General features: G+C 60.2%; 21 protein-coding genes and 2 pseudogenes. 12 read left to right on the top strand and 11 right to left on the bottom strand.

Annotated features, from left to right (window positions below; all coding sequences use genetic code 11):
- Positions 1–68 precede the first annotated feature (68 nt).
- From ACVWXD_RS25250 to ACVWXD_RS25240, 3 genes are read left to right on the top strand one after another with little or no spacing between them, the layout of a single operon-like run.
- The gene (locus tag ACVWXD_RS25250; RefSeq protein WP_095185238.1) at positions 69–707 is read left to right on the top strand and encodes an FMN-binding negative transcriptional regulator; all 639 of its coding nucleotides are present in this window, start codon (positions 69–71) and stop codon (positions 705–707) included.
- Positions 704–1,150: a GNAT family N-acetyltransferase gene (locus ACVWXD_RS25245; RefSeq protein ID WP_032884475.1), complete on the top strand. Its 447-nt coding sequence runs from the start codon at positions 704–706 to the stop codon at positions 1,148–1,150. The genes ACVWXD_RS25250 and ACVWXD_RS25245 overlap by 4 nt, the downstream gene beginning before the upstream one ends.
- A gap of 10 nt (positions 1,151–1,160) precedes the next feature.
- Positions 1,161–1,835 carry a GNAT family N-acetyltransferase gene (locus tag ACVWXD_RS25240; protein ID WP_032884476.1) on the top strand — a complete coding sequence of 225 codons (675 nt, stop codon included), beginning with the start codon at positions 1,161–1,163 and terminating at the stop codon, positions 1,833–1,835.
- Between the two features lie 3 nt (positions 1,836–1,838).
- Here ACVWXD_RS25240 and ACVWXD_RS25235 read toward each other — a convergent pair whose 3' ends face one another.
- A complete protein-coding gene (locus ACVWXD_RS25235; RefSeq protein WP_095185240.1) occupies positions 1,839–2,735 on the bottom strand; it encodes a homocysteine S-methyltransferase family protein in 897 nt (298 codons plus the stop codon).
- A gap of 112 nt (positions 2,736–2,847) precedes the next feature.
- Between ACVWXD_RS25235 and ACVWXD_RS25230 the strand changes: the two are divergent.
- The 3 genes and pseudogenes from ACVWXD_RS25230 (at position 2,848) to ACVWXD_RS25220 (ending at position 5,910) form a co-directional block, all read left to right on the top strand.
- Positions 2,848–3,670, top strand: a pseudogene (locus ACVWXD_RS25230) (ABC transporter substrate-binding protein).
- The gene (locus ACVWXD_RS25225) at positions 3,667–4,437 is read left to right on the top strand and encodes an amino acid ABC transporter permease (RefSeq protein WP_032884479.1); all 771 of its coding nucleotides are present in this window, start codon (positions 3,667–3,669) and stop codon (positions 4,435–4,437) included. Before ACVWXD_RS25230 ends, ACVWXD_RS25225 begins: the two are co-directional and overlap by 4 nt.
- 162 nt (positions 4,438–4,599) lie before the next feature.
- Positions 4,600–5,910, top strand: coding sequence for an autotransporter outer membrane beta-barrel domain-containing protein (locus ACVWXD_RS25220; RefSeq protein ID WP_401380674.1), 1,311 nt, complete (start codon positions 4,600–4,602; stop codon positions 5,908–5,910).
- A 60-nt stretch (positions 5,911–5,970) separates the two neighbouring features.
- Here ACVWXD_RS25220 and oadA read toward each other — a convergent pair whose 3' ends face one another.
- Positions 5,971–7,779 carry a sodium-extruding oxaloacetate decarboxylase subunit alpha gene (oadA, locus tag ACVWXD_RS25215; protein WP_099601780.1) on the bottom strand — a complete coding sequence of 603 codons (1,809 nt, stop codon included), beginning with the start codon at positions 7,777–7,779 and terminating at the stop codon, positions 5,971–5,973.
- An 11-nt stretch (positions 7,780–7,790) separates the two neighbouring features.
- Positions 7,791–9,206, bottom strand: a complete 1,416-nt coding sequence (locus ACVWXD_RS25210; protein WP_003213442.1) for an acetyl-CoA carboxylase biotin carboxylase subunit — start codon at positions 9,204–9,206, stop codon at positions 7,791–7,793.
- 194 nt (positions 9,207–9,400) lie between these two features.
- On the opposite strand from ACVWXD_RS25210, the gene ACVWXD_RS25205 reads away from it, so the two are divergent.
- Positions 9,401–10,375, top strand: a complete 975-nt coding sequence (locus ACVWXD_RS25205) for a LysR family transcriptional regulator (protein WP_457371453.1) — start codon at positions 9,401–9,403, stop codon at positions 10,373–10,375.
- Here the strand turns inward: ACVWXD_RS25205 and ACVWXD_RS25200 are convergent.
- The 3 genes from ACVWXD_RS25200 to ACVWXD_RS25190 form a co-directional block, all read right to left on the bottom strand.
- Entirely contained in the window at positions 10,305–10,502 is a 198-nt protein-coding gene (locus ACVWXD_RS25200; RefSeq protein ID WP_081797576.1) for a PA3496 family putative envelope integrity protein, read from the bottom strand. The genes ACVWXD_RS25205 and ACVWXD_RS25200 overlap by 71 nt on opposite strands.
- 222 nt (positions 10,503–10,724) lie before the next feature.
- Positions 10,725–11,591 carry a transcriptional regulator HexR gene (hexR, locus tag ACVWXD_RS25195; RefSeq protein WP_003177007.1) on the bottom strand — a complete coding sequence of 289 codons (867 nt, stop codon included), beginning with the start codon at positions 11,589–11,591 and terminating at the stop codon, positions 10,725–10,727.
- Between the two features lie 161 nt (positions 11,592–11,752).
- The gene (locus ACVWXD_RS25190; protein WP_032884483.1) at positions 11,753–14,626 is read right to left on the bottom strand and encodes an EAL domain-containing protein; all 2,874 of its coding nucleotides are present in this window, start codon (positions 14,624–14,626) and stop codon (positions 11,753–11,755) included.
- A 279-nt stretch (positions 14,627–14,905) separates the two neighbouring features.
- Between ACVWXD_RS25190 and uvrD the strand changes: the two genes are divergently transcribed.
- The 3 genes from uvrD (at position 14,906) to ACVWXD_RS25175 (ending at position 18,699) form a co-directional block, all read left to right on the top strand.
- Entirely contained in the window at positions 14,906–17,089 is a 2,184-nt protein-coding gene (gene uvrD / locus ACVWXD_RS25185; RefSeq protein WP_095185244.1) for a DNA helicase II, read from the top strand.
- Positions 17,090–17,278: 189 nt separating this feature from the next.
- Positions 17,279–18,148, top strand: a complete 870-nt coding sequence (locus tag ACVWXD_RS25180; RefSeq protein ID WP_032884485.1) for a Tim44 domain-containing protein — start codon at positions 17,279–17,281, stop codon at positions 18,146–18,148.
- A 143-nt stretch (positions 18,149–18,291) separates the two neighbouring features.
- Positions 18,292–18,699, top strand: coding sequence for an SMI1/KNR4 family protein (locus ACVWXD_RS25175; RefSeq protein ID WP_017739032.1), 408 nt, complete (start codon positions 18,292–18,294; stop codon positions 18,697–18,699).
- 74 nt (positions 18,700–18,773) lie between these two features.
- Here the strand turns inward: ACVWXD_RS25175 and ACVWXD_RS25170 are convergent, their stop codons facing one another.
- A complete protein-coding gene (locus tag ACVWXD_RS25170) occupies positions 18,774–20,537 on the bottom strand; it encodes a cation:proton antiporter (protein ID WP_032884486.1) in 1,764 nt (587 codons plus the stop codon).
- Positions 20,538–20,828: 291 nt separating this feature from the next.
- Here ACVWXD_RS25170 and ACVWXD_RS25165 point away from each other — a divergent pair, with 291 nt between their 5' ends.
- Complete coding sequence (locus ACVWXD_RS25165; RefSeq protein WP_003177014.1) at positions 20,829–21,314, top strand: acyl-CoA thioesterase; 486 nt, start codon at positions 20,829–20,831, stop codon at positions 21,312–21,314.
- 130 nt (positions 21,315–21,444) lie between these two features.
- Here ACVWXD_RS25165 and pdxY read toward each other — a convergent pair whose 3' ends face one another.
- Positions 21,445–22,317 (bottom strand): pyridoxal kinase PdxY, encoded by an 873-nt coding sequence (pdxY, locus tag ACVWXD_RS25160; RefSeq protein WP_260366980.1) that lies wholly within the window; start codon positions 22,315–22,317, stop codon positions 21,445–21,447.
- A 117-nt stretch (positions 22,318–22,434) separates the two neighbouring features.
- Here pdxY and ACVWXD_RS25155 point away from each other — a divergent pair, with 117 nt between their 5' ends.
- Complete coding sequence (locus ACVWXD_RS25155) at positions 22,435–22,830, top strand: DUF3301 domain-containing protein (protein WP_032884488.1); 396 nt, start codon at positions 22,435–22,437, stop codon at positions 22,828–22,830.
- On the opposite strand, the pseudogene ACVWXD_RS25150 reads toward ACVWXD_RS25155, so the two are convergent.
- The 3 genes and pseudogenes from ACVWXD_RS25150 to zigA form a co-directional block, all read right to left on the bottom strand.
- Positions 22,824–23,788, bottom strand: a pseudogene (locus tag ACVWXD_RS25150) (CobW family GTP-binding protein). The gene ACVWXD_RS25155 and the pseudogene ACVWXD_RS25150 overlap by 7 nt on opposite strands.
- A 44-nt stretch (positions 23,789–23,832) precedes the next feature.
- Positions 23,833–24,477 carry a DUF1826 domain-containing protein gene (locus tag ACVWXD_RS25145; RefSeq protein ID WP_457371452.1) on the bottom strand — a complete coding sequence of 215 codons (645 nt, stop codon included), beginning with the start codon at positions 24,475–24,477 and terminating at the stop codon, positions 23,833–23,835.
- Entirely contained in the window at positions 24,477–25,682 is a 1,206-nt protein-coding gene (gene zigA / locus ACVWXD_RS25140) for a zinc metallochaperone GTPase ZigA (protein WP_095185249.1), read from the bottom strand. Before zigA ends, ACVWXD_RS25145 begins: the two co-directional genes overlap by 1 nt.
- Positions 25,683–25,705: the final 23 nt, after the last annotated feature.

The following is a 25,705-nucleotide window of genomic DNA, read 5'->3' as shown; positions in this document are numbered from 1 at the left end:
CCGTAGATGGCTCTTACAACGGACCATTAGCCTGCCTAGGATGCTGGCATTCGCCAAGGAAAATATTCATGTACACACCTCGCGCCTTTGCCCTCGACGACTTACCCGAACTGCATCAATTGATCCAGCACACCCGCCTGGCGCAACTGGTGACCTTTGGCGAGCAAGGCCTGCAAGCCAGCCACTTGCCGCTGCTGCTCAACCCCGATGAAGGCCCCAACGGCACGCTTTACGGGCACTTGGCCAAGGCCAATCCGCAGTGGCGCGATTTACAGAATGGCAACGACGCCCTGCTGATTTTTGCCGGCGCCGACGCGTATATCAGCCCAGCGTTTTACCCGGCCAAGGCCGAGCACGGCAAAGTGGTGCCGACCTGGAATTACATCGCCGTGCATGCCTACGGCAAGGCCGAGGTGTTTACCGATGCCGAGCGCCTGCTGGCGCTGGTCAGCGCCCTCACCGACCGCCACGAAGGTAACCGTGCGCAACCATGGAAAGTCAGCGACGCCCCCGCTGATTACATCGACGGCATGCTCAAGGCCATCGTCGGCTTTGCATTGCCCATCGAGCGCCTGATCGGCAAACGCAAACTCAGCCAGAACCGCAGCGCGGCGGACATCGCCGGCGTGCGCGACGGCCTCGCCGCCAGCGCGGACGTGCGCGACCAGACCCTCGCACGTTTTATTCCCCAAGGAGTTTCAGAATGAGCCAGATCGACATCCGCCAGGTCACCGCAGCCGACCACGCCGCCTGGTTGCCGCTTTGGCAGGCGTACTTGACGTTCTACAACACCGAACTGCCGGACGCCGTCAGCCAAAGCACCTGGCAGCGCCTGATCGACGCCAGCGAGCCGACCCATTCGGCACTGGCCTGGCAGGACGGCAAGGCGGTGGGCATGGTCAACTTCATCTATCACCGATCTAATTGGAGCATCGAGAACTCCTGCTATTTGCAGGATTTGCTGGTGGACCCTGCCCAACGCGGCACCGGTGTCGGCCGTAAACTGATCGAGTTCGTCTACGCCACTGCCAAGGCCGACGGCTGCTGCAAGGTGCACTGGCTGACCCACGAGACCAACGCCACCGCGATCCAACTCTACGAGCGCATCGCCGAACGCCCTGGCTTCATTCAATTTCGTAAAGGTCTTTAAGGAGCGCAGCATGTCTACTTCCCTCGCCGACTGGAAAGGCGTCCCGGCGCCCACCGCTCAACTGCTCGAAGGGCGCTTTATCCACCTGGAAAAACTCGACCCGGCGCGCCACGCCGATCAACTGTGGCAAGCCCTCGAAGGCCCCGGCGCCGACCCCAAGCTGTGGGATTACTTGCCGTACGGCCCGTTTACCGAGCGCGCCGCGTTCGATGCGTGGCTGAACAACCACGCGGCCAATACCGACCCGTACTTCTTCAGCATCGTCGACCGCGCGACCGGCCAGGTGCAGGGCATCCTCAGCCTGATGTCCATCGTCCCGGCCCAAGGCCGCATAGAAATCGGGCATGTCACCTTCGGCGCGCCGATGCAGCGCTCACCCAAAAGCACCGAAGCGGTGTACCTCTTGGCCAAATACGCGTTCGAGCAGGGCTACCGCCGCCTGGAATGGAAGTGCAACAACGGCAACGCCCGCTCCAAATATGCGGCTGAGCGGTTGGGGTTCAGTTTTGAGGGGGTGTTCCGCCAGCATATGGTGGTCAAGGGGCAGAACCGGGATACGGCGTGGTATTCGATTTTGGATTCGGAATGGCCGACGGTGGGCGCGGGGTTTGAGGCGTGGTTGTCGGAGTCCAACCAAACCGCCTCGGGTCAGGTAAAAAGCCTGGCGCAGTGCCGCCAGGCTTAAGCCTTAGTTCAGCTTCTGGGCCAGCACCGCAATGTGCTCCGGCCCGATCCCGCAGCAACCGCCCAGGTGGCTGGCACCGCGTTTCTGCCAGTCCGCGGCCCAATGCAGGTAGCCCGGCGGATCGAGGTCCTCGCGCAACGGATCCAGGCCATCGTTGGCCGTGGCTTCCTTGGGTTGCGGCGGGAAGGCATTGGCGTAGGCGCCGATCTGGATCGACACACCCAGACGCTCGAAGGTTTGACGCGCCGCGTCGATGGCGGCGCCAATCACTTCCGGCTGGCTGCAATTGAACAACAACACTTGCACACCCAACTGCGCCGCCACTTCGGCCGCGTCTGCCACCGGCTCGCCGGAGCGCAGGCGCGGGACGTCGTCAGTGTCTTCATCTTTCAAGGTAAACGACAGCCAGAACGGCTTGCCATCCTGAGGCAGGCCGGCATGAATCGCCCGCGCCTCGACGATTGAACTCTGGGTTTCCGCCAGCCACAAGTCGACGTGGGGCGCGAGACCCTGCACCAGTGGGGTGAGCAACTCAGACACGCGCTGTGCTTCAAACAAGTCCGGACGATAGGAGCCAAACAGCGGCGGCAGCGAACCGGCCACCCGCACGTTTTTACCCGACGCCGTTACCGCACGACGCGCCAATTCGCCGGCCAACGCCGCCAAGGCCTGGCCTTCGGCAGCAAACCGCGCTTCACCGATATGAAACGGCACCACCGCGTAGCTGTTGCTGGTGATCACGTTGGCACCGCTGTCGATATAGGCCGCATGCACAGCCTCCACCGCCTGCGGCGCTTCGCTCAGCGCCAATGCCGACCACTCCGGCTGGCGAAACGGCGCGCCACGGCGCTGCAGTTCACGGCCCATGCCGCCATCGAGAATTACTGTTTCTGCGCCCATATGCTTTTTACTCATAAGCTTATGAAAATAACTCACTATGAGAGTCGTTCTTATAACTATTTAATACGTTCAATTCGCTTCATACCAACTCTTTTTTCTAAAGGTGTCCTTCGTGAAACTTAAACCCCTGCTGGCCCTGGGCCTGATGACACTGGCTGCCTCCACCCAGGCGTTTGGCGGTACGACCCTGGACCGGATCGAACAGAAAAAAGAGCTGGTGGGCGTGCTGATGGAAAGCTATCCGCCGTTCTCGTTTCTCAATGACCAGAACCAGTTGGATGGTTTTGACGTCGATGTGGCCAAGGCCGTGGCGCAAAAATTGCGGTGTGAAGCTGCGTTTGGAAACGCCATCGTGGGACGTGATCGCCGCTGGCCGCTGGAGCGGACGCTACGATATTTGCATCTGCTCGATGACCCCGAGCAAAGCCCGCGCCGAAGTGTTCGACTTCCCGGTGGAGTACTACGCTTCGCCGGCCGTGATCGTGGTCAATGCCAAGGACGACCGCATTCACGCCGCCAAGGATTTGAGCGGCAAGAAAGTCGGCCTCACCAGTGCCTCCAGCTATGAAAGCTACCTGAACAAGAACCTGGTGATCGAAGGCGCTGAAGACACACAACTGCAGTACCCGTTCGAAGAGGTGCAGATCGCGCCGTACGACACTGACAACGTCGCCTTCCAGGACCTCGGCCTCGGCGCCGGCGTGCGCCTGGACGCGATCCTTACCAACCTGGTGACCGCACAGCCTCGCCTGACCCAGGACAAACGCTTCAAGCTTGCTGGCGAACCGCTGTACTCGGAGCCCAACTCGGTAGCTATCGAAAAAGGCGACGCCGCGTGGGACAGCAAAGTGCGTGAGGTGTTTGCCCAGCTCAAGCAGGACGGCACCTTGAGCAAGCTGTCGCAAAAATGGATCGGCGCTGATATCAGCCGATGAGTTTTCGCACGCGGCTTTACCTGACCTGGGCGGCGCTGTTCGCCCTGTTTGCGAGCTTCTTCCTGAGCTTTGACCTGAAGTTCTCGATCATTCTCGACAAGCTGCCCAACCTGGTCGGCCTGCACCTGGCGCCCAATGGTTTCCTGCAGGGCGCGGCGTTAACGCTGTTCCTGTGCCTGTGTTCGATTCTGGTGTCGTCGGCGCTGGGCTTCGTCACGGCACTGGGGCGCCTGTCCAGCAGCGCGGTGGCGTTTGGCATCGCCACCTTCTACGCCTCGTTCTTCCGTGGCACGCCGTTGCTGATCCAGATCCTGCTGATCTATCTGGGCATGCCGCAACTGGGCCTGGTGCCCGGCGCGATCACGGCTGGGATCATTGCTCTGTCGCTGAACTATGGCGCGTACCTGAGCGAAATCTTCCGCGCCGGCATCCTTGGCGTGCCCCACGGCCAACGCGAAGCCGCCCTCGCGCTGGGCATGCGCGATAACGCGATCTTCTGGCACGTCACCCTGCCCCAAGCCATGCGCACCATTGTTCCGCCCGCGACTAACCAATTCATCTCGATGCTCAAGGACTCGTCCCTGATCTCGGTGATGGGCGTGTGGGAAGTGATGTTCCTGGCGCAATCCTACGGCCGCTCAAGCTATCGCTACATCGAGATGCTCACCACTGCCGCGATCATCTACTGGGTGATGTCCCTCGCCCTGGAATTGATCCAGGCGCGGATGGAACGTCACTTTGGCAAGGGCTATGTTCGGCGCGGGTGAAGTCAGTAGAGCGGGCGTCGCACCCGCCCCCCCTCTGCAAACCGCGCGCCTTATCGCACAAGACCTGGGAAGTCTCCTGCAATCCAGCGGCACTGCGCCTGACATTTATCCCGCCTGAGCATCGCTAAATTCCCCGCCTCAAATATCAAGAGGTGGGCCTACATGCCGTTCATACACAAACAACTCGCACTGGCGATCATGCTGTCGCTGGGTGTCGCGAGTACTCAAGACGCGCAGGCACGGGGCGATATGGAGCCGGACAGCGAATGGCTTGATTGGATTGTCATGCCCGATAAAAGCCGACAGTTCGAACCGGCCATCCCAGGGCCAGATGACTTCTACTTCGCGGATCGGGCGACGAGTCGCAACGGCCTGAACGTCGCCCGCGTGCTCGACGCTGCCGTGGATGAACTGTACGCGTCGGACGAAATCAGCGAACAGGCCAAGGACGAGCTGGACGATTACGGCCAGTACCTGTCCAGCCTTGCGCCCGGCCAGGTCGGGGCCGCGCTTGAGCAACTGGCCGGCAGCCAAAACGCCAATCTGGGCACCGCCACGCAAAACGCCCTGAAGCAGTTGAACGCCAGCCTGCTCTCGGCAGTACGTCAGTTAGATATGGACACCCGCGAGACAGGCCGAGTTTGGCTGCAGGGCCTGGACAGCGGCGGCAGGCTCGACGCCCAACACGGCAGCGCCGGCTTGAGCCAAAGCACCCAAGGCGTGCTGCTCGGCGCCGACTGGTCAATCGACCACGCGTGGCGAATCGGTGTGGTGGGCGGCAAGTCCGGCAGCGACTTGAGCACCAAGGGTTTCAAGGGTGAAGTGGACAGCTGGCACCTCGGCACCTACGCCGCACGTCAGGACGGGCCGCTCTCGATGCGCCTCGGTGCGCTTTACAGCAGCCATCGCGGGCAGAACAAACGCTCGGTCGATCTAGGCTTGCTCGACTATCGTGAGCAGCTCAGCGGCAAATACAAGGCCCACAGCCAGAACGCTTTTGCCGAGTTGGGCTATCAGTTGGACGCTGCCGGCTGGCGTGCCGAGCCCTATGCCGCCGTCGGTTTCCAGCGCTATCAGCGTGATCGTTTCGAGGAAAAAGGCGGCTACGGCGCGCTGAACGTTGGCACACAAACCCAGCAAAACCTCAGCAATACCTTCGGCGTGCGAGTCTCCCAAGACTTCGCGCTGGGCAACCGCATGATCCTCAAACCGCACCTGAGCAGCAGTTGGAAACACCTGTATGGCAATGTCGACAGCCGCGTGCGCCAGTCCTTCGTCCATGAAAAACGCGAGGACTTCAACAGTGAGTTCACCATCGGCGGCACGTCTCTTGACCGCAACAGCCTCGCGCTGCGCACCGGCCTGGACCTGACGCTGTCGGCCGAACACAGCGTCGGCCTGGCCTACACCGCGGAATTTGGCAGCAACAGCCGCAACCAGGGTCTGACGGGCCAGTGGGCGATGGCGTTTTAAAGGCGAAAAAAAAGGGGGCACATGCCCCCCGAGGATTAAACGTTAGTGTCGAAGGCTGTATCAGCCTTCGACTTCAATCAAGATTTCGCCAGGGTTCACCCGGTCGCCCTTGGCCACATGGACAGCGGTCACCTTGCCGGCAATCGGTGCCTGCACTTCGGTTTCCATCTTCATGGCTTCGGTAATCAACACCGCCTGACCGGCCTTGACCACGTCGCCTTCCTTGACCAGCACGTCAACGATATTGCCCGGCATTGCAGTGCTGACATGGCCCGGCTCGCTGGCCTGCTTGCGTTTGCTGCTGCCGCCGCCGACAAATTCGTTGAGCGGCTCGAACACCACTTCTTCCGGCATACCGTCGATGGACAGGTAGAAATGACGCTTACCTTCGGCTTTTACGCCGACACCGGTGATGTCCACGCGGTAGCTTTCGCCATGTACGTCGATGACGAACTCGGTCGGCACACCTTCGCCACCGGCACGGGCTACGCCGCCGGCTTCAGGGATGGGTAACAGCACTTCCGGGGCCAAGGTGCCGGCGTCGCGTTCTTCGAGGAACTTGCGGCCGATGTCCGGGAACATGGCGTAGGTCAGCACGTCTTCTTCGGATTTGGCCAATGCGCCGATTTCTCCGCGCAGCTTGGTCATCTCTGGCTTAAGCAGGTCGGCTGGGCGCACGTCGATCACTTCTTCGCTGCCGATGGCCTGGCGACGCAACTTCTCGTTCACAGTGCCCGGCGCTTTGCCGTAGCCGCCTTGCAGGTAGAGCTTCACCTCATTGGTGATGGTCTTGTAGCGCTCACCGGCCAGCACGTTGAAGAACGCTTGAGTGCCGACGATCTGCGACGTTGGCGTGACCAGCGGCGGGAAGCCGAGGTCTTCACGCACACGCGGGATTTCGGCCAGTACTTCGCTCATGCGGTTGAGGGCGCCCTGCTCTTTCAACTGGTTGGCCAGGTTGGAAATCATCCCGCCCGGTACCTGGTTGACTTGCACACGGGTGTCGACGGCGGTGAATTCGCTTTCGAACTGGTGGTACTTCTTGCGCACGGCGTAGAAGTACAGACCGATCTCTTGCAGCAGTTCCAAGTCGAGGCCGGTATCGAATTCGCTGCCTTTAAGGGCGGCGACCATCGACTCGGTACCCGGGTGGCTGGTGCCCCAGGCGAAGCTGGAGATGGCCGTGTCGATATGGTCGGCACCGTTTTCGATGGCCTTGAGTTGGCACATCGCGGCCAAGCCGGCGGTGTCATGGGAGTGGATGAAGATCGGCAGGTTCTGCTCGGCCTTCAGCGCCTTGACCAGCTCGCCGGTGGCGTATGGGGTCAGCAGGCCGGCCATGTCCTTGATCGCGATCGAATCGCAACCCATGGATTCCAGTTGCTTGGCCTGCGCCACGAACGCGTCGATGGTGTGCACCGGGCTCGTGGTGTAAGCGATGGTGCCTTGAGCATGTTTGCCGGCGGCTTTTACGGCTTCGATGGCCACGCGCAGGTTACGCACATCGTTCATCGCATCGAAGATACGGAACACATCGATGCCATTCACTGCTGCCTTGGCGACGAAGGCTTTCACCACATCGTCGCTGTAATGGCGGTAGCCCAGCAGGTTCTGACCACGCAGCAACATTTGCAGGCGGGTGTTAGGCAACGCGGCGCGCAGTTTGCGCAGGCGCTCCCACGGGTCTTCTTTCAGAAAGCGTACGCAGGCGTCGAAGGTCGCGCCGCCCCAGACTTCCAGGGACCAGTAGCCGACTTTGTCGAGCTTGTCGCAGATCGGCAGCATGTCGTCGGTGCGCATGCGGGTCGCCAGCAACGATTGGTGGGCGTCGCGCAGGATGGTGTCGGTTACGAAGATTTTCTTGGTCATTGTTGTATTCCTCACAGGCCTGCGTGGGCGGCGATGGCGGCGGCGATGGCCAGGGCCAGCTCTTCGGGTTTGCGCTTGATCGAGTAGTTGGTCAGCTCAGGGTGGCTTTCCACAAAACTGGTGTTGAACTGGCCGCTACGGAATTCCGGGTTACGCAGGATTTCCTGGTAGTAGGCGGCGGTGGTCTTCACGCCTTGCAGGCGCATGTCGTCCAGGGCACGCAGGCCGCGGTCCATGGCTTCTTCCCAGGTCAACGCCCACACCACCAGTTTCAGGCACATGGAGTCGTAGAACGGTGGGATGGTGTAGCCGGTATAGATAGCCGTGTCAGTGCGCACGCCGGGACCGCCGGGCGCGTAGTAACGGGTGATCTTGCCGAAGCTCGGGAGGAAGTTGTTTTTCGGGTCTTCGGCGTTGATGCGGAACTGCAACGCGAAGCCACGGTGCTGGATGTCTTCCTGTTTCACCGACAGAGGCAGGCCGGAGGCGATGCGGATCTGCTCACGAACGATGTCGATCCCGGTGATTTCTTCGGTGATGGTGTGTTCCACCTGAACCCGGGTGTTCATTTCCATGAAGTACACCTCGCCCTCGGCGAGTAGGAACTCCACGGTACCGGCGTTCTCGTAGCCCACGGCCTTGGCCGCGCGCACCGACAGGTCGCCGATGTAGGCGCGCTGTTCAGGGGTCAGCTGTGGGCTTGGGGCGATCTCGATCAGCTTCTGGTTGCGACGCTGGATCGAGCAATCGCGCTCGAACAGGTGCACCACGTTGCCGAAGCTGTCACCGAGGATCTGCGCCTCAATGTGCTTGGGATTGACGATGCATTTTTCCAGGAACACTTCCGCCGAACCAAAGGCCTTGGTGGCTTCGGAGATGACGCGGGGGAAGGCTTGTTCAAGTTCTTCGCGACTGTTGCAACGACGAATCCCGCGACCGCCACCACCCGAGGTGGCCTTGAGCATCACCGGGTAACCAATGCGGTCGCCTTCGGTGAGGGCTTCGGCGATGTCGGCGACGTTGCCTTCGGTGCCTGGCGTGACCGGCACGCCGGCTTTGATCATGCTGCGGCGCGCTTCGGTCTTGTCGCCCATGCGGCGGATCACTTCAGCGGACGGGCCGATGAACTTGATCCCACGCTCAGCACAGATGTCTGCCAACTCGGCATTTTCCGACAGGAAGCCATAGCCAGGGTGCAGCGCATCACAACCGGTTTCCACGGCCAGGTTCACCAGCTTGCGCGGGTTTAGATAACCGGCCAAAGGCTCGGCACCAATGCTGTGAGCTTCGTCGGCACGTTTAACGTGCAACGCGTGGCGGTCGGCGTCGGAATAGACCGCGACCGAGCGAATGCCCATCTCGGCGCAAGCACGCACGATTCGTACGGCAATTTCACCACGGTTGGCGATCAGGATCTTTTTTATCACTTGGAAATTCCCTTGAGCCGATTGCTGCGTTCTTCGACCCCTGGAGCTAGGTCGGCGCGTGACTAAATGTTTCATGACAGTCGCGAGACACACACTAAGCCCCAGCAGGGATTAACAAAAATCAATAATTATTGGGTTGTGTATAAGTAAAGACTTATAGTCACCGCATTACGGCCGGGATGGGTATTTGAATTATGCGTAAGTCATTGATGCGTATGACATTGCGTCAATTGCAGATTTTCAATGAAGTGTGCGATTTACGCTCTTACAGCCGTGCAGCCGAGGAAATGTCTCTGACACAACCGGCCGTCAGCCTGCAAATTCGTCAGCTGGAGGAGCTGATCGGCCAGCCGCTGTTCGATTATGTGGGTAAAAAACTCTACATGACCGAGGCCGCCGAGGCGCTGCAACGGGCCAGTCGTGACATCTTCGGGCGCCTGGAAAACCTCGATATGCAGCTGTCGGACATGCAAGGTTCATTGCAAGGTCAGCTAAAGCTCGCGATTGAATCCAGTGCCAAGTATTTCGTGCCGCACCTGTTTGCCGCGTTCAAGCGCCAGCATCCGGAAGTACAACTGCACCTGACAGTGGTCAACCGCGCCCAGGTGATCCGGCGTCTTTCCGACAACCGCGACGACCTCGTGATTATGTCCATGGTGCCCCAAGACAGGGGGTTGGAATTCCTGCCGTTTCTCAACAATCCGATTGTTGCCGTCGCTCCACCCGATCATCCATTGAGTCTGCAGGGGCCACTGCGTCTGCAAGACCTGGAGCCTTACACACTATTGGTGCGCGAACCGGGCTCCGGCACGCGACTGGCCTGCGAGGAGTATTTCAAGGAGAAGCGCGTGCACTTCACCCAGACGGTGGAAGTGGCTTCGGCCGAGGCGCAGCGTGAATGCGTGTGCGCAGGCTTGGGCGTGGCTTTGCTGACGCGCCATGCGGTGAATATGGAACTGGCCACCGGCGGGCTCAAGGAGCTGCCGGTGGAAGAGCTGCCGCTGTACCGCAGTTGGTGCCTGGTGCAAGCCAAGGCCAAGCGCCTGTCACCGGTGGCCCATGCGTTCCTGGGCTTTATTCGCAGCGAGCGTGTGCAAATCAGCGCGCTGGCTGAACGCTTCGCTGGGCAGCCGCGGGTGCCTGCCAGTGGAGTTCTGGGTAGTCACTGATGCTCTGGAGCAGTTGGCGCTCCTGGCAACGGTCTTCAATTGCGCGACGGAACGCCATGCGACGCTGGTCTTCCTGCTGACGACGGGTCTTTACGGTGCTGTTGCTGTCTTCGTAGGGACGGGCCATTTGGTGTCTCCCAAAGCGAGTACGGGGAGTACAGGATGGATCGTAGCGATGACGGTTTAACGGCGCGGGGGTTACAGGACGATGAATCTTCCGAATAGGTAAACAATCCAAATGTGGGAGGGGGCTTGCTCCCGATTACAGTACATCAGCCGATTTCTCTTTGACTGACCCACTACTATCGGGAGCAAGCCCCCCCACATTTTGAGCGTGTATGGCCCTGGATCAGTCGTCGAGGGCTTTGACGGACTTGGGCGACAACCGCAGGCTACGCAAGCTGCGTTTCACACTCTTGAGGTGGTTGACCAGGCTCGGCCCGCGCGCCATGGCCACGCCCATCGCCAACACGTCGATCACCACCAGATGGGCGATGCGTGACGTCAGAGGCGTGTAGATCTCGGTGTCTTCATGCACGTCGATCGCCAGGTTGACTGTGGACAGTTCGGCCAACGGCGTCTGACTCGGGCACAGAGTAATCAACGACGCGCCGCTTTCACGCACCAGATTGGCGGTGATCAGCAGGTCCTTGGAGCGGCCCGACTGGGAAATACAGATCGCCACATCCGTCGGCTTCAAAGTCACCGCCGACATCGCCTGCATATGCGGGTCGCTGTACGCCGCTGCTGTCAGCAGCAGGCGGAAGAATTTGTGCTGGGCATCTGCCGCCACCGCGCCGGACGCACCGAAGCCGTAGAACTCCACACGCTGAGCCTGGGACATGGCAGTCACGGCTTTTTGCAGCTCCACCGGGTCGAGCTTCTCGCGCACTTCCATGAGGGTGTGCAAGGTGGTGTCAAAGATCTTGAGGCTGTAATCGGCGACGGAGTCGTCTTCATGGATTGCAAACTGACCAAAACTGGCACCGGCGGCCAGGCTTTGGGCCAATTTGAGTTTCAGGTCCTGGAACCCGGAGCAACCGATGGCGCGGCAGAAGCGCACGATGGTCGGCTCGCTGATGCCAACGCTGTGGGCCAAGTCGGCCATGGAACTGTGCATCACAGCCGCAGGGTCAAGCAGCACGTGATCGGCAACCTTGAGTTCCGATTTGCGTAACAGGTGGCGCGACTGGGCGATATGTTGCAACAGGTTCAAAGGACGGACTCTTGTTATTGGCAGGGCCAGGGGATGTAGCAAGCTTGTAGTTATACTACAAGAATTGTCGTTTTGCCCGTCCGACGCATCACTTAATTGCCCTGCCACCCTCATATTCAAAGGCTAGGAGCTTTGTAGCCACTCCGGCGCCCTTGGCGTCGCTAAGGATAATCTGCATTTTTCCGTAACAATTCTGCCAACCCGTCAGCCTGCATCGGCCGGCTGATCAAATACCCCTGCACTTCGTCGCAACGCTCCGCCCGCAGGAAATCCAGCTGCTGCTGATCTTCCACGCCTTCGGCCACGACCTTGAGCGCCAAGCCGTGGGCCATGGCGATAATCGCTCGGGTGATGGCCGCATCCTCGCGCCCCTGTCCGAGCCCACGGATAAAGGTCTGGTCGATTTTCACGTAGTCCACAGGGATGCGCTTGAGGTAGCTGAGGGACGAGTAACCCGTGCCAAAGTCATCGATGGCAAGCTTCACCCCCAGGTCACGCAGTTGCTGGAAAGTGGCGATGATGTGTTCAACGCTGTCGAGCAGTTGGCTCTCAGTCAGTTCCAGCTCCAGGTATTGCGGGTCCAGGCCGGTTTCTTCCAATACTTGGCGCACCAGGCTGACCAGCTTGCCCTGGCGCAATTGGTGAACCGAGAGATTCACCGACACCCGAATCGAAGCCAACCCCTGGCGCTGCCATTCACAGGCTTGCCAGCAAGCCTCGCGCAACACGAATTCGCCCAGCGGCACGATAAGGCCCGTTTCTTCGGCCAGGCCGATAAAGTCGCAGGGCGGCACCATGCCCCATTGTGGATGCTCCCAACGCACCAACGCTTCAGCAGCATTGAGCCTACCGGTGGCCAGGCACAGTTTCGGCTGGTAGAACACCGAAAGCTGGCGCTCCTCGATGGCTTTACGCAGATGGTTTTCCAACTGCAGGCGCTCAAGGGTGCTGCCTTGCAGGCTGTCGGTGTAGAACTGGAAGTTGTTGCCGCCCAGGTGCTTGGCGTGTTGCATGGCCATATTCGATTGGTTGACCAGCTCGGAAATTTCACGCGCATTGTCCGGCAGCAAACTCACGCCCATCGAAGCGCTAACCACCAGCTCATGCCCCTCCACCGTCACCGGCACTCGCAGCTTGGCCAGCAGCCGCGTGGCCACCCGCGCCAGGCTCGACAGGCTACCGTAGGCGTCGAACAAGACAGCGAACTCATCGCCGGACAGGCGCGCAATGGTGTCGGCTTCGGGCAAGGCGTTGATCAACCGGCGGGCCATCTTTTGCAGCAACTGATCGGCCACCTCATGGCCCAAGCTGTCATTGAGCAGCTTGAAGCGGTCCAGGTTGATATGCAGCAACGCCAGACTGCGCCCGCCCTGGCGCACGCGCTGGTGGGCTTCGCGCAGCCGTTCGCGGAACAGCGAGCGGTTGGCCAGTCCGGTCAATTCATCGTAGTGAGTGAGGTAGCGCATGCGCTCCTCGGACTCGCGCCGCGCCGACAGATCAGCGAAGAAGCCCACGATGTGACTGACTTTTCCACGAACATCACGCACAACATTCAATTGCAGCCACTGCGGGTAAAGCTCGCCGTTCTTGCGTGTTTCCACCAGTTCACCCTGCCAGGTGCCGTGACTGAGCAAAGCTTGGCGGATCACCGGGAAGTGGCGTCGGGCATCGCGGCTGCTGGGTAGCTCCACCACGTTGCGACCGAGCATGTCATCAATGTCAAAACCGGTGACGCGACTGAAGGCCTGGTTGACTGCGATCAGCGCGTAATCCGGGTCGAGGATCACGATGCCTTCGCTGGCGGCTTCGAACACCGTCGAGGCCAGCCGCTGTTGTTCTTCGAGCGCCTTGCCGGCACTGATGTCGCGCCGCGTACCGAGCATTCGAATCACTCGCCCGCTCGCAGCGCGCTCCACCGCGCGGCCACGGTCTTCGATCCATACCCAGTGACCATCGCCATGGCGCACGCGGTATTCCACCTGGTAATCCTCGGTGCGCCCCTTGAGGTGCTCCACCAACGCGCGTTTGAGCAACGGTAAGTCATCCGGGTGCAAGCGCGGTTTGAGGTGGCCGAGCATGGCCGTGACGTACTCCGGCTCCAGGCCGAATAGCTCTTTGAGCTGGGTGTGATGGACTTCGTCGGTTTGCAGGTTCCAGTCCCACAAGCCCAGTTCGCTGGCTTGCAACGCCATGGCCAGACGCGCTTCACTTTTATTCAGGGCCAGGCTGGCGACGTCCAACTCCTGACTACGTTGCGCCACACGGTCCTGCAGGCCGATCTGGGCTTCGCGCAGCTCTTGTTCGACCTGACGGCGCTGCTCGACTTCACGCACCAAATCCTGATTCAACTGTTCGCTGCGCTGCTGCGCCTGCTGGAGATGCTCGATCAGCGCCTGGTTCTGGAAACGCCGCAGGAGTTCACGCTGGATCAGGCGGTTGACCTGCCAGGCCACCAGGTTCAGCGACACCAGCAGGATCAGGCCGAGCACACCCCAACCTTGTTGCTGCGGGCTACCATCCCATAACAGGTAGACAATAGACGGCACCAGGCACGGCACAGCGAAGGATAGAAACGCCGGCAGGCTCACGGCGTAGGCCACGCTGGCCGATAATGTCGCCGCGCCGATCAGGCCGAACACCCAGGCTTGCTGCATGAAGCTGTTAACCGGCGCCAGGGCGATGGCCGCAGTGGCCAGCGTCAGGCCACTGACCGCCGAACCGAGCATGAACATGCGCCGCCACACCGGCTGCGCCTGTCGGCTGGGCATCGCCGAATCAAACGCCGCCACCTGGATCACGCGCATGGCCACCAGGGCGAGGAGCCACACCAGCCAGATGCTGTCGAGCAGGTATTGTTTGGGGTTCCACAGCAGCCAGGCGCATACCAGGCCGTTCACCAACATTAATAGGGTCGGCAGCAGCGAACCTTGATACAACAGGCGAGTGCGCTCGACCGCCATCTCAGTGGCGTAGTGTTTATGGATAACCTGCGCAGGCGCCATCGAGGGGCCAGGCAGGTCGGTGCTGAGGGTCATAGGCAGTGTTCTTATAATGGTGAGCCCGAAACGTGGACGGAGCATACACAAGCAAACGCTTGGGCCAAACTGCTCCACGTCATAAAAACTGCGTGGTCACACGCCGCAAAGCTCGGTGCCAGACGGCTTCAGCGAGACCCGGCGCGGGCTGTGGGCATTGACCGACCGGTCATCACCCTGAGCAGAATATTGAGCCGGCCCGGATCACGTTGAATATTTTCCATCGACCACCCGGCATTGGGATTTGCCCGACTCCCCCCAGCACCCTAGAATGCGCCGATGCGCGATGATCTCTCTCTTTTGCTGAACTCCCTCAACGATGCCCAACGCCAGGCCGTAGCGGCCCCCGTTGGCCGTCAGTTGGTCCTGGCCGGTGCTGGCTCCGGTAAAACCCGAGTGCTGGTGCACCGTATCGCCTGGTTGATCCAGGTCGAAAACGCGTCTCCGCACTCCATCCTGTCGGTGACGTTCACCAACAAGGCCGCTGCCGAGATGCGCCATCGCATCGAACAGTTGATGGGCATCAGCCCGGCCGGCATGTGGGTCGGCACCTTCCACGGCCTTGCGCACCGCCTGTTGCGGGCCCATTGGCAGGAAGCTGGCCTCGCCCAGACCTTCCAGATCCTTGACAGCGACGACCAGCAACGCCTGGTCAAGCGCGTGATCCGCGAACTCGGCCTCGACGAACAGCGTTGGCCCGTGCGCCAGGCGCAGTGGTTTATCAACGGCCAGAAAGACGAAGGCCTGCGCCCGCAACATATTCAAGCCAGCGGCGATCTTTTCCTGGCCACCATGCGCAGCATTTATGAAGCCTATGAGGCTGCTTGCGCACGTGCCGGCGTGATCGACTTCTCCGAACTGCTGCTGCGCGCCCTCGACCTGTGGCGCGACAACCCCGGCTTGCTGGCCCATTACCAGAAACGCTTCCGCCACATTCTGGTGGATGAGTTCCAGGACACCAACGCCGTGCAGTACGCCTGGTTGCGCCTGCTGGCCAAGGGCGGCGACAGCCTGATGGTAGTGGGTGACGACGACCAGTCCATCTACGGCTGGCGTGGCGCGAAAATCGAGAACATCTACCAGTATTCCGAAGACTTCCCGGACGCGGTCACTATCCGTCTGGAGCAGAACTACCGTTCTACCGCTGGCATCCTCAAGGCCGCCAACGCCTTGATCGCCAACAATACCGGACGCCTGGGCAAAGAGCTGTGGACCGACGGCGGCGAAGGCGAAGCGATCAATCTGTACGCAGCCTTCAACGAGCACGATGAAGCGCGCTACGTGGTGGAAACCATTGAAAGCGCCCTGAAAACCGGCCTGGCACGTAGCGATATCGCGATTCTGTACCGCTCCAACGCCCAATCGCGGGTATTGGAAGAAGCCTTGCTGCGCGAACGCATCCCGTACCGCATCTATGGCGGTCAGCGCTTCTTCGAGCGTGCGGAAATCAAGAACGCCATGGCCTACCTGCGCTTGCTGGAAGGTCGCGGCAATGATGCGGCGCTGGAGCGGGTGATCAATATCCCGGCCCGCGGTATCGGCGAAAAAACCGTCGAAGCAATCCGCGACCACGCGCGCCACGCCGACGTGTCGATGTGGGAAGCCATGCGCTTGCTGATCGCCAACAAAGGCCTGACCGGGCGGGCAGCGGGTGCGCTGGGCGTGTTTGTAGAGCTGATCGAGAATCTGGCCGCCAAGTGCCTGGAAATGCCCCTGCACTTGATGACCCAGACCGTGATCGAGCAGTCCGGACTGATCGCCTATCACGAAGCGGAAAAAGGCGAAAAAGGCCAGGCCCGAGTAGAAAACCTTGAGGAACTGGTCAGCGCCGCCCGCGCGTTCGAAAACACCGAGGAAGACGAAGAGCTGACCCCACTCGCCGCATTCCTCGGCCACGCCTCGCTGGAAGCCGGTGATACCCAGGCCGATGAGCATGAAGACAGCATCCAGCTGATGACCTTGCACAGCGCCAAGGGCCTGGAATTCCCGTACGTGTTCCTGGTGGGCATGGAAGAAGGCCTGTTCCCCCACAAGATGAGCCTGGAAGAGCCCGGCCGTCTTGAAGAAGAACGTCGCCTGGCCTACGTGGGTATCACTCGGGCGATGCAGAACCTGGTCATGACCTACGCCGAGACCCGACGCTTGTACGGCAGCGAGACCTACAACAAGGTGTCGCGCTTCGTACGTGAAGTACCGAAGGGCCTGATTCAGGAAGTTCGCCTTTCCAACAGCGTCAGCCGCCCGTTCGGCGGCGGCCAGCAACAGAACTCCAGCAGTATGTTTGCCGGTTCCGAGATTCCGGAAACTCCGTTCAGCTTGGGCCAGCAGGTCAGGCATGCGGTCTTCGGTGAGGGCGTGATCCTCAATTTCGAAGGCGCTGGCGCCCAGGCACGAGTGCAGGTGAACTTCGCCGAAGGCAGCAAATGGCTGATGATGGGTTACGCGAAGCTCGAAGCGGTCTGAAACATTTGCCTACATGAAGCTTATTGGCCCGCCCTTGTATTCAACGAGCGCGGGCCAATATCAGTAATCAGTCCTACAGATCCTTCGGAATCGGTCTTACGCAAAAGCCCGAAACATTATGCCGCTAGCCACTGCCACTACACCTGTGCAACATGGCGCGCGTGCAATCCACAAATGGGAATTCCCTTTATGAAACGTTTTCTTAGCATCGCCATGGCGTTGTGCATCGGCCTGACGATGAGCCTCGACGCCAACGCCAAACGCTTCGGTGGCGGCAAAAGCTCGGGTGCGGCACCGACTCACCAGACCAGCCAAATGGCTCCATCCGCCGGTGCAGGCGGTGCTGCCGCTTCCGCAGGCGCAGCCGGTGCTGCTGGCGCCGCAGCCAAGGCTGGCGGTGCTTCACGCTGGCTTGGCCCTCTGGCCGGTATAGCGGCCGGTGGCCTGCTCGCCTCCATGTTCATGGGCGGCGGCTTCGAGGGCATGCAGATCTTCGACATCCTGATCATGGCCGTCATCGCCTTCCTGGTCTTCCGCTTTATCGCCGCCCGTCGCCGCAAGCAGCAGGAGCACCTGGCTCCAGCCGGCGCGCCAATGCAGCGTGAAGTGTTCGAGCAGAAACCAGCCATGGGCTCGATCTTTGGTGGTTCGGCAGCGCCTGCTGCGGCCCGTCCGGTGATCAACGCACCGGCCTGGTTCAATGAAGAGCGCTTCGTCGAAGCGGCCCGCAGCCACTTCCAGTCCCTGCAGCAACACTGGGACGCCAACGAAATGGACAAGATCGCCGAGTTCGTGACCCCGCAACTGCTGGAGTTCCTCAAACGCGAACGTGCCGAGATCGGCGACGCGTTCCAGTCGACCTACATTGACGACCTGCGCGTTCAGTTGGACGGTGTGGATGATCGCGCCGACAAGACCATCGCTACCCTGACCTTCAGCGGTGTGTCGAAGACCTCGCGTTTCGACCAGGGCGAAGTGTTCAGCGAAAGCTGGAACATGGAACGCCCTCAAGGCGAGAACCAGCCATGGCTGGTCGCCGGTATTCGCCAAAACGGCTGATACCCACGCGCTTGAGCACGCCGTAACGAAAAACCCCGGACATGTCTCATGTCCGGGGTTTTCTATTTCACGGTTGCACTTATAGCGAGCTACTGTATAAAACGCCCCTATAAACCGCGCCATCTAGCAAGAGGATCCCGGCCGTGGAAGAAATCATCGAACAATTGCGTGAAGCCAACGAACCGGTCCCGGTTCCTCTGGAACTGCCTGACGAAGATCAACTGGTGGAAATCGAAGAACAACTGTTCATCGACATCCCGTTTGTCTTCCGTGAATTCCTGCTGACCGTCAGCGATGTGGTGTACGGCAGCCTGGAACCGGTGACCGTCACCGACCCGCAATCCCACACGTACCTGCCGGATGTGGCAGCCAACGCCTGGGATGCCGGCGTTGACCGCAGCATGATCCCGATCTGCCAGGACGGCGACGACTACTACTGCGTTGAAGAAGACGGCACCGTGGTGCTGTGGTCCGGCGAAGAAGAACTCGTCACTGAAGAGACGTGGGAATCGGTGTGGCACTGGGCGCGGGATGTTTGGCTGGAAAGCTGAGTCCTGTGACCCGTGGCGGACCGGTTTTTGTGGCGAGCAAGCTCGCTCGCCACAAGCGAATGCACCGCAGCACCTTAGTGCTCCGACGTGTCCTTGTGATTATCCAGAGTCTCCAGCAAGGCCACCTGCATCCGCGTATGCACGCGAATGAACCAGCGCCACAGAACGGCCGCTACCGCCGCCGCGACTACTGCAATCAGCACCAGCAACTTGTTGGTCGGCAAAATGCTGGCCGACAAGGCTGCCAATAGCAGAAAGATCACCAGAAGCGACAGAATCGGGATCAGCTCCGAGATTACCCTTCGCACACGCTGGGTATGTCGCCCGGCCATTTCCGGCTTCACGCTCATTTCTGCCAGCAGCATCGACAGCGCCTTGAGCTTGCGGTAAGCCGCTATCAAGAACGGCAGCGACAACAACAACGCCCCTCCCCAGATCAACGCCTTCTGCCAGCTCGGATCACTGATCCAACCCTCCAGATACCCGCCAATGCGCACCGCAAAAAAGCTGCCAGCGAAGAAGATCGCGATCACCAGCGCGAGGTTCACCCCTACTTGCAGGATGATCTTGCGGATCATCGACGCTAGCATCGCGCCCTCGCCCTGAGGCTGAATGCTGCGCAACCACTCGCCGTACATCCCGAAGACCCGACTCATGCGCTTGGGCATCACTGCCGCAATCTTCAGCGACAGGGGATCAGCACCGCGAATCAGGTAGGGCGTGAGCAGTGTAGTGATCGCCGAAACCGCCACCGCCACCGGATACAGGAAGTCGCTGGTTACCTGCAAGGTCATGCCCAGCGCGGCGATAATGAAGGAGAACTCGCCAATCTGTGACAGCCCCATGCCCACGCGCAGTGAGGTGCGGCCGTCATTACCGGCGATAAATGCGCCAAGGCCGCAGGACAGCATCTTGCCCAGCACCACGGCCACGGTGATTACCGCGATTGGCCAGGCATATTGCAGCAGGATCTGCGGGTCAATCATCAAGCCAATCGCCACAAAAAAGATGGCGCTGAACATGTCGCGAACCGGCTCGATCAGGCGTTCTATCTTAATCAACTGCTTGGACTCGGCCATGATCGCGCCGATCAGGAAAGCCCCCAGCACCATGCTGTATTCCAGCTTGACCACCAGCAGGCAAAAGCCGAAGCACAGGCCCAATACGGTGATCAGCAGCATCTCATTGCTTTCGAACTTAGCTACGTAAGCCAGCAGACGCGGCACCAGCAAGATGCCAATCACCAAGGCGACGATCATGAACAGCGAGAGCTTGCCGACGGTGGAGAACACCTCGCCGGAGCTCACGGTGCCGCTGACGGCGATGCTCGACAGCAAGGCGATGATGCCGATGCCAAGGATGTCTTCAACGATCAACACGCCGAAAATCAGCTGGGCAAAACGCTGGTTCTTCATTTTCAGGTCATTGAGGGCCTTGACGATGATGGTGGTCGAGGAAATCGCCAGGATCGCGCCGAGGAAGAGTGAGTCCATGGTGTTCCAGTCGAACCAGCGGCCGATTTCGTAGCCGATCCAGATCATCAGGATGATTTCCAGGAAGGCTGCGATAAACGCCGTCGCGCCCACCTTGAACAACTTGCGCAGGCTGAACTCCAGGCCCAGGCAGAACATCAGGAAGATCACCCCTAGCTCGGCGAGGGTCTTGATGGTGTCTTCGTCGTGGATCAGACCGAACGGCGGCGTGTGGGGGCCGATGATGAAGCCGGCGACGATGTAACCCAGCACCACCGGCTGCTTGAGGCGGTGAAACAGGATGGTGACCACCCCTGCCACCAGCATGATCACGGCCAAGTCCTGGATAAAGCTGATGGCGTGCATGGCGAGGGGCTCCTTGAGGGTACTGGCGCTTTTCCCACTTCCGCCCACGCACATGAAAATGCGCAAAGTGCGGAAGGAAAAGTCTGCCTTGATCGTAAGAAATGCCCTGACATGGGCTTTTGAAGGTTAACACCGCGACTTCCAGCAGAAAGCCGGTGCAATATATGGAAACAGATCGGTGCAGGCGTGACGGCAAGCCGCCCACCGGCGTCCCGTAAGGGATGGCGCTGCAAAGATTCCAGCACCCGCAGAGGTGCACCCCAACCAATGCCTACAACCCGTGAGTGTGTTATGGAACCCGGAAACGCCCAGCTGTCGATGACGGTATTGATGACCCCTGACATGGCCAACTTCTCAGGCAATGTCCACGGCGGCACCCTGCTCAAGTACCTCGACGAAGTGGCCTACGCCTGTGCGAGCCGTTATGCCGGTCGCTATGTGGTGACGTTGTCGGTGGATCAGGTGATTTTTCGCGAACCGATCCATGTCGGCGAATTGGTGACGTTCCTTGCATCGGTCAACTACACCGGCAATACGTCGATGGAAGTGGGCATCAAGGTGGTGACCGAGAACATCCGCGAGCGCTCGGTGCGTCATACCAACAGCTGCTTCTTCACCATGGTGGCCGTGGACGACCAGCGTAAACCCGCTGCCGTACCACCGCTGCAACCCCATAACAGTGAAGACAAGCGCCGGTTCGTGCAGGCCCAGCAACGCCGGCAGATTCGCCAGGAGCTGGAGAAGCGCTACCAGGAAATCAAGGCAGACGCGCTGTAAGTCCCAAGCCGCAAACCCGATCAAAAATGTGGGGGGGGCTTGCCCCCGATTGCAGTGGGTCAGCCATTACTTAGGTAGCTGATACACCGCCATCGGGAGCAAGCCCCCTCCTACATTGGGTGTTGTGTACTTACAATCCGATCGGGGTGGCTTCAAAGCGCACACGTGGGTGGGCAATGCGATCCTGGGCCCGCACCAACTCCAACTCGTAACTGGCGCAAGCCTGGGTTTCCAGCAGCACTTCGTGCACGGCCGCTGCGGTGAATTCAAACGCGGCCAGCAGGCTGTCGCCTAACAACACCCGCGCCAGGAACAACCCCGAGGTCAGGTCGCCCACGCCCACCGGTTGGCGCGGGAACGCCAGCAGCGGTCGACGCAGGTGCCAGCTGCCGTCGGCGGTCACCAGCAGCATCTCGAAACCATCCGGCAACTTGCCCGGGTAATCCAAGTGTTTGACCAACACGGCTTTAGGCCCGCGAGCCAGCAACGCCTTGGCCATAGCCAGACAATCGAACAGCGATTGCGGTTTGCGCCCGGCAAAGCTGTCCAATTCCAGTTGGTTGGGGCACAGGAAGTCGGCCATGGCGACGGCTTCATTGAGCAGGAAATCGCTGACTTCCTGGGGCACGATGCAGCCTTTTTCAGGATGACCCATCACCGGGTCGCACAGGTACAAGGCCTTGGGATTGATCGCTTTAATACGCGCCACACCGGTGAGAATCGCCCGGCCCTGGGCCGCGCTGCCCAGATAGCCGGACAGTACCGCATCACAGTTGCCCAACTCACCGATGGCGGCAATCCCTTCCACCAACGCCGGAATTTGCTGCGGCGCCAACACTTCGCCCGCCCACTGGCCATACTGGGTGTGGTTGGAGAACTGCACAGTGTTAAGCGGCCAGACGTTCACCCCGACCCGCTGCATGGGGAACACGGCGGCGCTGTTTCCGGCGTGGCCAAAGACCACATGAGACTGGATCGCAAGCAGATGAGGTGTGCGTTTCATGCAGGGGATTTCCGTAAAGCCATTGAAATTCTGGCCGCGCAGTATGCGACTAAACACAGCCTGTACGACAGGCCAGCGACACAGTTAAGCTGCTCTCACTTTGTTGGAGTTTTTCGCATGCTGACCCTGGGAAACATCTTCGTGTTGATGCTGCTGGCGACCGGCGCCGCCTGGGTTTGGCACAACCACGGCCTGCGCGAACGGGCGCTCGCGCGGGTGAAGCAGCATTGCGCCAAGCTCGATATCGAATTGCTCGACGGTGCCGTAGCGTTGAAACGCATCGGTTTTGTGAAGGACGCCAATGGCCGGCGGCGTCTGGCGCGTATCTATAATTTCGAGTTCACCGTCACGGGCGAGACCCGTCACAGCGGGACCATCACGCAATTTGGCGCCCATAGCGCGCAGATCGAACTGGCGCCCTACCCGTTCGAGGCCAAGGAAGCGCTGCCCAGTGCTGAAGTCATTGAGCTGAGCCAATGGCGTCAGAACCATGCGACTAAAAACCGTCAGTAACGGCAGGCAGTCAGCGCGGCCTGCAATGCAGCCATATCCTGTGGTGTGCTGAAGATCAATTCGATACGTGAGTCGCGGCGCCATTCACTGGGGTGAAAGGCGAGCGGGCTGTTATCCACAGCGTTGGCCGATATCCACCCATCACGGCTGTGGATAACCAGTTTGGCGCGGCGCCACTCAAGCGATGTCAGCCACAGGTGCAGACGCTCGGAATCGAATTTCTGGCTCGGGTGCCAGCGCCAACCGATACTCCAACCGCCCTCCTGGGCCTGGCTCAGGCAGATCGGCAATGCCGGATCGCTCCAGATAGCCGGCAATTGAGCCAGCCCCTTGGGCACCTCGACGTTATCCACAGCCTCTTCAGCCTGCGCATTCAAACCTGGCAGTTTGCCGAGCGGCACGTACGCCTGCCGCGTCCAATAAATGCCACGGTCGGGTAGCTGTCGTTCGACGGCCTCGCGTTGCGCAGCATCCAGCCCCTCATCCTTGTTCAACACCAACAGTCCGGCACTGGCCAACGCTTCCTGCTGCGCTGGCGGCAAGGGTTTGCCCGCAGCCAGCGCTTGGGCATCCAGCACCAGCACACAAGGCTGAACCGCAAGCACCGTCTGCCACGGCGCTTCGCGCAACTGCTGGAGCAACTGCGCAGGATGGCCCAGGCCCGAGGGTTCGATAAACAACCGATCCGGCTTGGCCTTACGCAGCAACCGGCCCAGGCCTACCTGGAATACGGTGCGCCATTCACACAACACAGGCAGCCACCAGCGACCTCGCCCAAGGCAATGCCGTCGTCGTCCTGGGTCAGCAACGCAGCATCCAGGCCGATCTGCCCAAACTCATTAATCAGCACCGCCCAGCGCTCGTTGGCCGGGCGTTGGGCGAGCAGGTGCTTGATCAGGCTGGTCTTGCCAGCGCCAAGGGGCCCGGCAATCACGTGGGTGGGAATGTTCTGCAGCATAAGTGCCATCGTTCGGACCGTGTAGAGCGTTTGATCCTACGCGGTTACGCGAGCCAATCCAGCGTCAGAATCAATCGGCGCTCATCCGCTTTCAGCGCGGGGGAGCGGTGGATCAGGCCGTGGCCTTCGTTGCCATGCCATTTGGTGCCCTTGAGCAGGGCCACTTCACCGCACTGAATCTGCTCAATGCGCTCGCTGGGCTCGGCGTCCGGTTGGCTGAGTTTGCGCCGGTCCATTACCCCTTCACGCAACCACTGGCTGCCGATACCTGCATAGGTGGTGATCAGCCGCACCGGCACATGATCGACGTGAAAACGCGGGCACATGGCTTTATCCAACAATCGCAGACGAACGCCTATGCGCTTGGCGCCGAGCAGACAGGCAAAAGCACTGACCAGCCACGACACATCGGCGACAAAGCCTTCATAACCTTCAAGATCGCGGCAACTGGACGCCAATCCTCGCAAGTTCGGCTTGGCGTCTTCGCTGTTGAGTTCGATCACCATCGAATCAGCCAACGGCTCGTTGAGTGCCACAAGCAAGGCGCCGAACTCAGCGATATGCAGCGGCAACTGGCGCTGCCACAGCGCCAGGTTCACGCCGTCTTCGAGGATGTCGGACAGCACCAGCGGGGTTTCACCGCAGGTCTGGCGAATCACGGGGCGCAGGGGGATAGCCGGTGCCAGCATCAGGCTGCCTCTTCATACCAGGGACCAAACGGATCAGCCAAAAGGCGCCACCCTTCCACGCCAAGGGCCATTTCTTCATCGGTGAGCAAGCACGCATCCAACTCCACGCGCATGTGGGCGAAGTCGATGTTCTGCCCGATAAACACCAGTTCCTGGCGGCAGTCGCCGGTGCTCAGTTGCCAGTTGCCCATAATCGCCGCGACGCTTTCTTGGTCTTGTGGCCATTGGCTTTTCGGTACGAAACGCCACCAGCGTCCGGCAAACCCGTGACGCATCAGGCCGCCTGCCTGGGACCAGCTACCGGCGTCCTGATGCTTGCTGGCCAGCCAGAAAAAGCCCTTTGAGCGCAGCAGTTTGCCGTTTACCCAAGGTCGATCGATAAAGTCAAAGAAGCGTTGCGGATGGAACGGGCGGCGTGCGCGATAGGCCATGGACGCGATGCCATATTCTTCGGTTTCCGGTACATGCTCACCGCGCAGCTCCTGCAACCAGCCTGGCGCTTGGGCCGCACGCTCGAAGTCAAAGCGGCCGGTGTTGAGGATCTTGTGCAGCGGCACCTCGCCCATGACCATCGGGATGATTTCCGCCTGAGCATTGAGGCGCTCAAGGATAGCCATCAGCTCTTCACGTTCGCTGCTGCTGATCAGGTCGATCTTGCTGATCAAGATGACGTCGGCGAATTCGATCTGCTCGATCAACAGGTCGGTGATTGAACGCTCGTCTTCTTCCCCGAGGGTTTCGCCCCGCGAAGCCAGGCTTTCGGCGGCCTGGTAGTCGAGCAAGAAGTTCATGCCATCGACCACGGTAACCATGGTATCCAGGCGCGCAACATCGGCCAGGCTTTGGTCATTTTCATCGCGAAAGGTGAAGGTTTCTGCCACCGGCAACGGTTCGGAGATACCGGTGGATTCAATCAACAAGTAATCGAACCGACCTTCCTTGGCGAGTTTTCCGACTTCTTCAAGCAAGTCTTCACGCAAGGTGCAGCAGATACAGCCGTTGCTCATCTCCACCAGCTTTTCTTCGGAACGGTTGAGGGTGACGTCACGCTGCACCTCGCTGCCGTCGATGTTGATTTCACTCATGTCGTTGACAATCACCGCCACGCGCAGATTTTCGCGGTTGCGCAGGACATAGTTGAGCAATGTGCTTTTACCGGCGCCGAGAAAGCCGGACAACACGGTAACGGGGAGACGATTGGGCATCAGGTAATCCTCATCAGGGTTAG

It is taken from the genome of Pseudomonas sp. TE3911 (assembly GCF_054062775.1).
The sequence above is the reverse complement of the archived record's forward strand: the minus strand, read 5'-3'. Positions and strand labels throughout refer to the sequence as shown.

Bases quoted from the DNA above. Each gene is read 5' to 3' on its own strand.
- ACVWXD_RS25250 (WP_095185238.1), top strand. From the start codon at position 69: ATGTACACACCTCGCGCCTTTGCCCTCGACGACTTACCCGAACTGCAT.
- ACVWXD_RS25245 (WP_032884475.1), top strand. From the start codon at position 704: ATGAGCCAGATCGACATCCGCCAGGTCACCGCAGCCGACCACGCCGCC.
- ACVWXD_RS25240 (WP_032884476.1), top strand. From the start codon at position 1,161: ATGTCTACTTCCCTCGCCGACTGGAAAGGCGTCCCGGCGCCCACCGCT.
- ACVWXD_RS25235 (WP_095185240.1), bottom strand. From the start codon at position 2,735: ATGGGCGCAGAAACAGTAATTCTCGATGGCGGCATGGGCCGTGAACTG.
- ACVWXD_RS25225 (WP_032884479.1), top strand. From the start codon at position 3,667: ATGAGTTTTCGCACGCGGCTTTACCTGACCTGGGCGGCGCTGTTCGCC.
- ACVWXD_RS25220 (WP_401380674.1), top strand. From the start codon at position 4,600: ATGCCGTTCATACACAAACAACTCGCACTGGCGATCATGCTGTCGCTG.
- oadA (WP_099601780.1), bottom strand. From the start codon at position 7,779: ATGACCAAGAAAATCTTCGTAACCGACACCATCCTGCGCGACGCCCAC.
- ACVWXD_RS25205 (WP_457371453.1), top strand. From the start codon at position 9,401: ATGCGTAAGTCATTGATGCGTATGACATTGCGTCAATTGCAGATTTTC.
- ACVWXD_RS25200 (WP_081797576.1), bottom strand. From the start codon at position 10,502: ATGGCCCGTCCCTACGAAGACAGCAACAGCACCGTAAAGACCCGTCGT.
- ACVWXD_RS25190 (WP_032884483.1), bottom strand. From the start codon at position 14,626: ATGACCCTCAGCACCGACCTGCCTGGCCCCTCGATGGCGCCTGCGCAG.
- uvrD (WP_095185244.1), top strand. From the start codon at position 14,906: ATGCGCGATGATCTCTCTCTTTTGCTGAACTCCCTCAACGATGCCCAA.
- ACVWXD_RS25180 (WP_032884485.1), top strand. From the start codon at position 17,279: ATGAAACGTTTTCTTAGCATCGCCATGGCGTTGTGCATCGGCCTGACG.
- ACVWXD_RS25170 (WP_032884486.1), bottom strand. From the start codon at position 20,537: ATGCACGCCATCAGCTTTATCCAGGACTTGGCCGTGATCATGCTGGTG.
- ACVWXD_RS25165 (WP_003177014.1), top strand. From the start codon at position 20,829: ATGGAACCCGGAAACGCCCAGCTGTCGATGACGGTATTGATGACCCCT.
- pdxY (WP_260366980.1), bottom strand. From the start codon at position 22,317: ATGAAACGCACACCTCATCTGCTTGCGATCCAGTCTCATGTGGTCTTT.
- ACVWXD_RS25155 (WP_032884488.1), top strand. From the start codon at position 22,435: ATGCTGACCCTGGGAAACATCTTCGTGTTGATGCTGCTGGCGACCGGC.
- ACVWXD_RS25145 (WP_457371452.1), bottom strand. From the start codon at position 24,477: ATGCTGGCACCGGCTATCCCCCTGCGCCCCGTGATTCGCCAGACCTGC.
- zigA (WP_095185249.1), bottom strand. From the start codon at position 25,682: ATGCCCAATCGTCTCCCCGTTACCGTGTTGTCCGGCTTTCTCGGCGCC.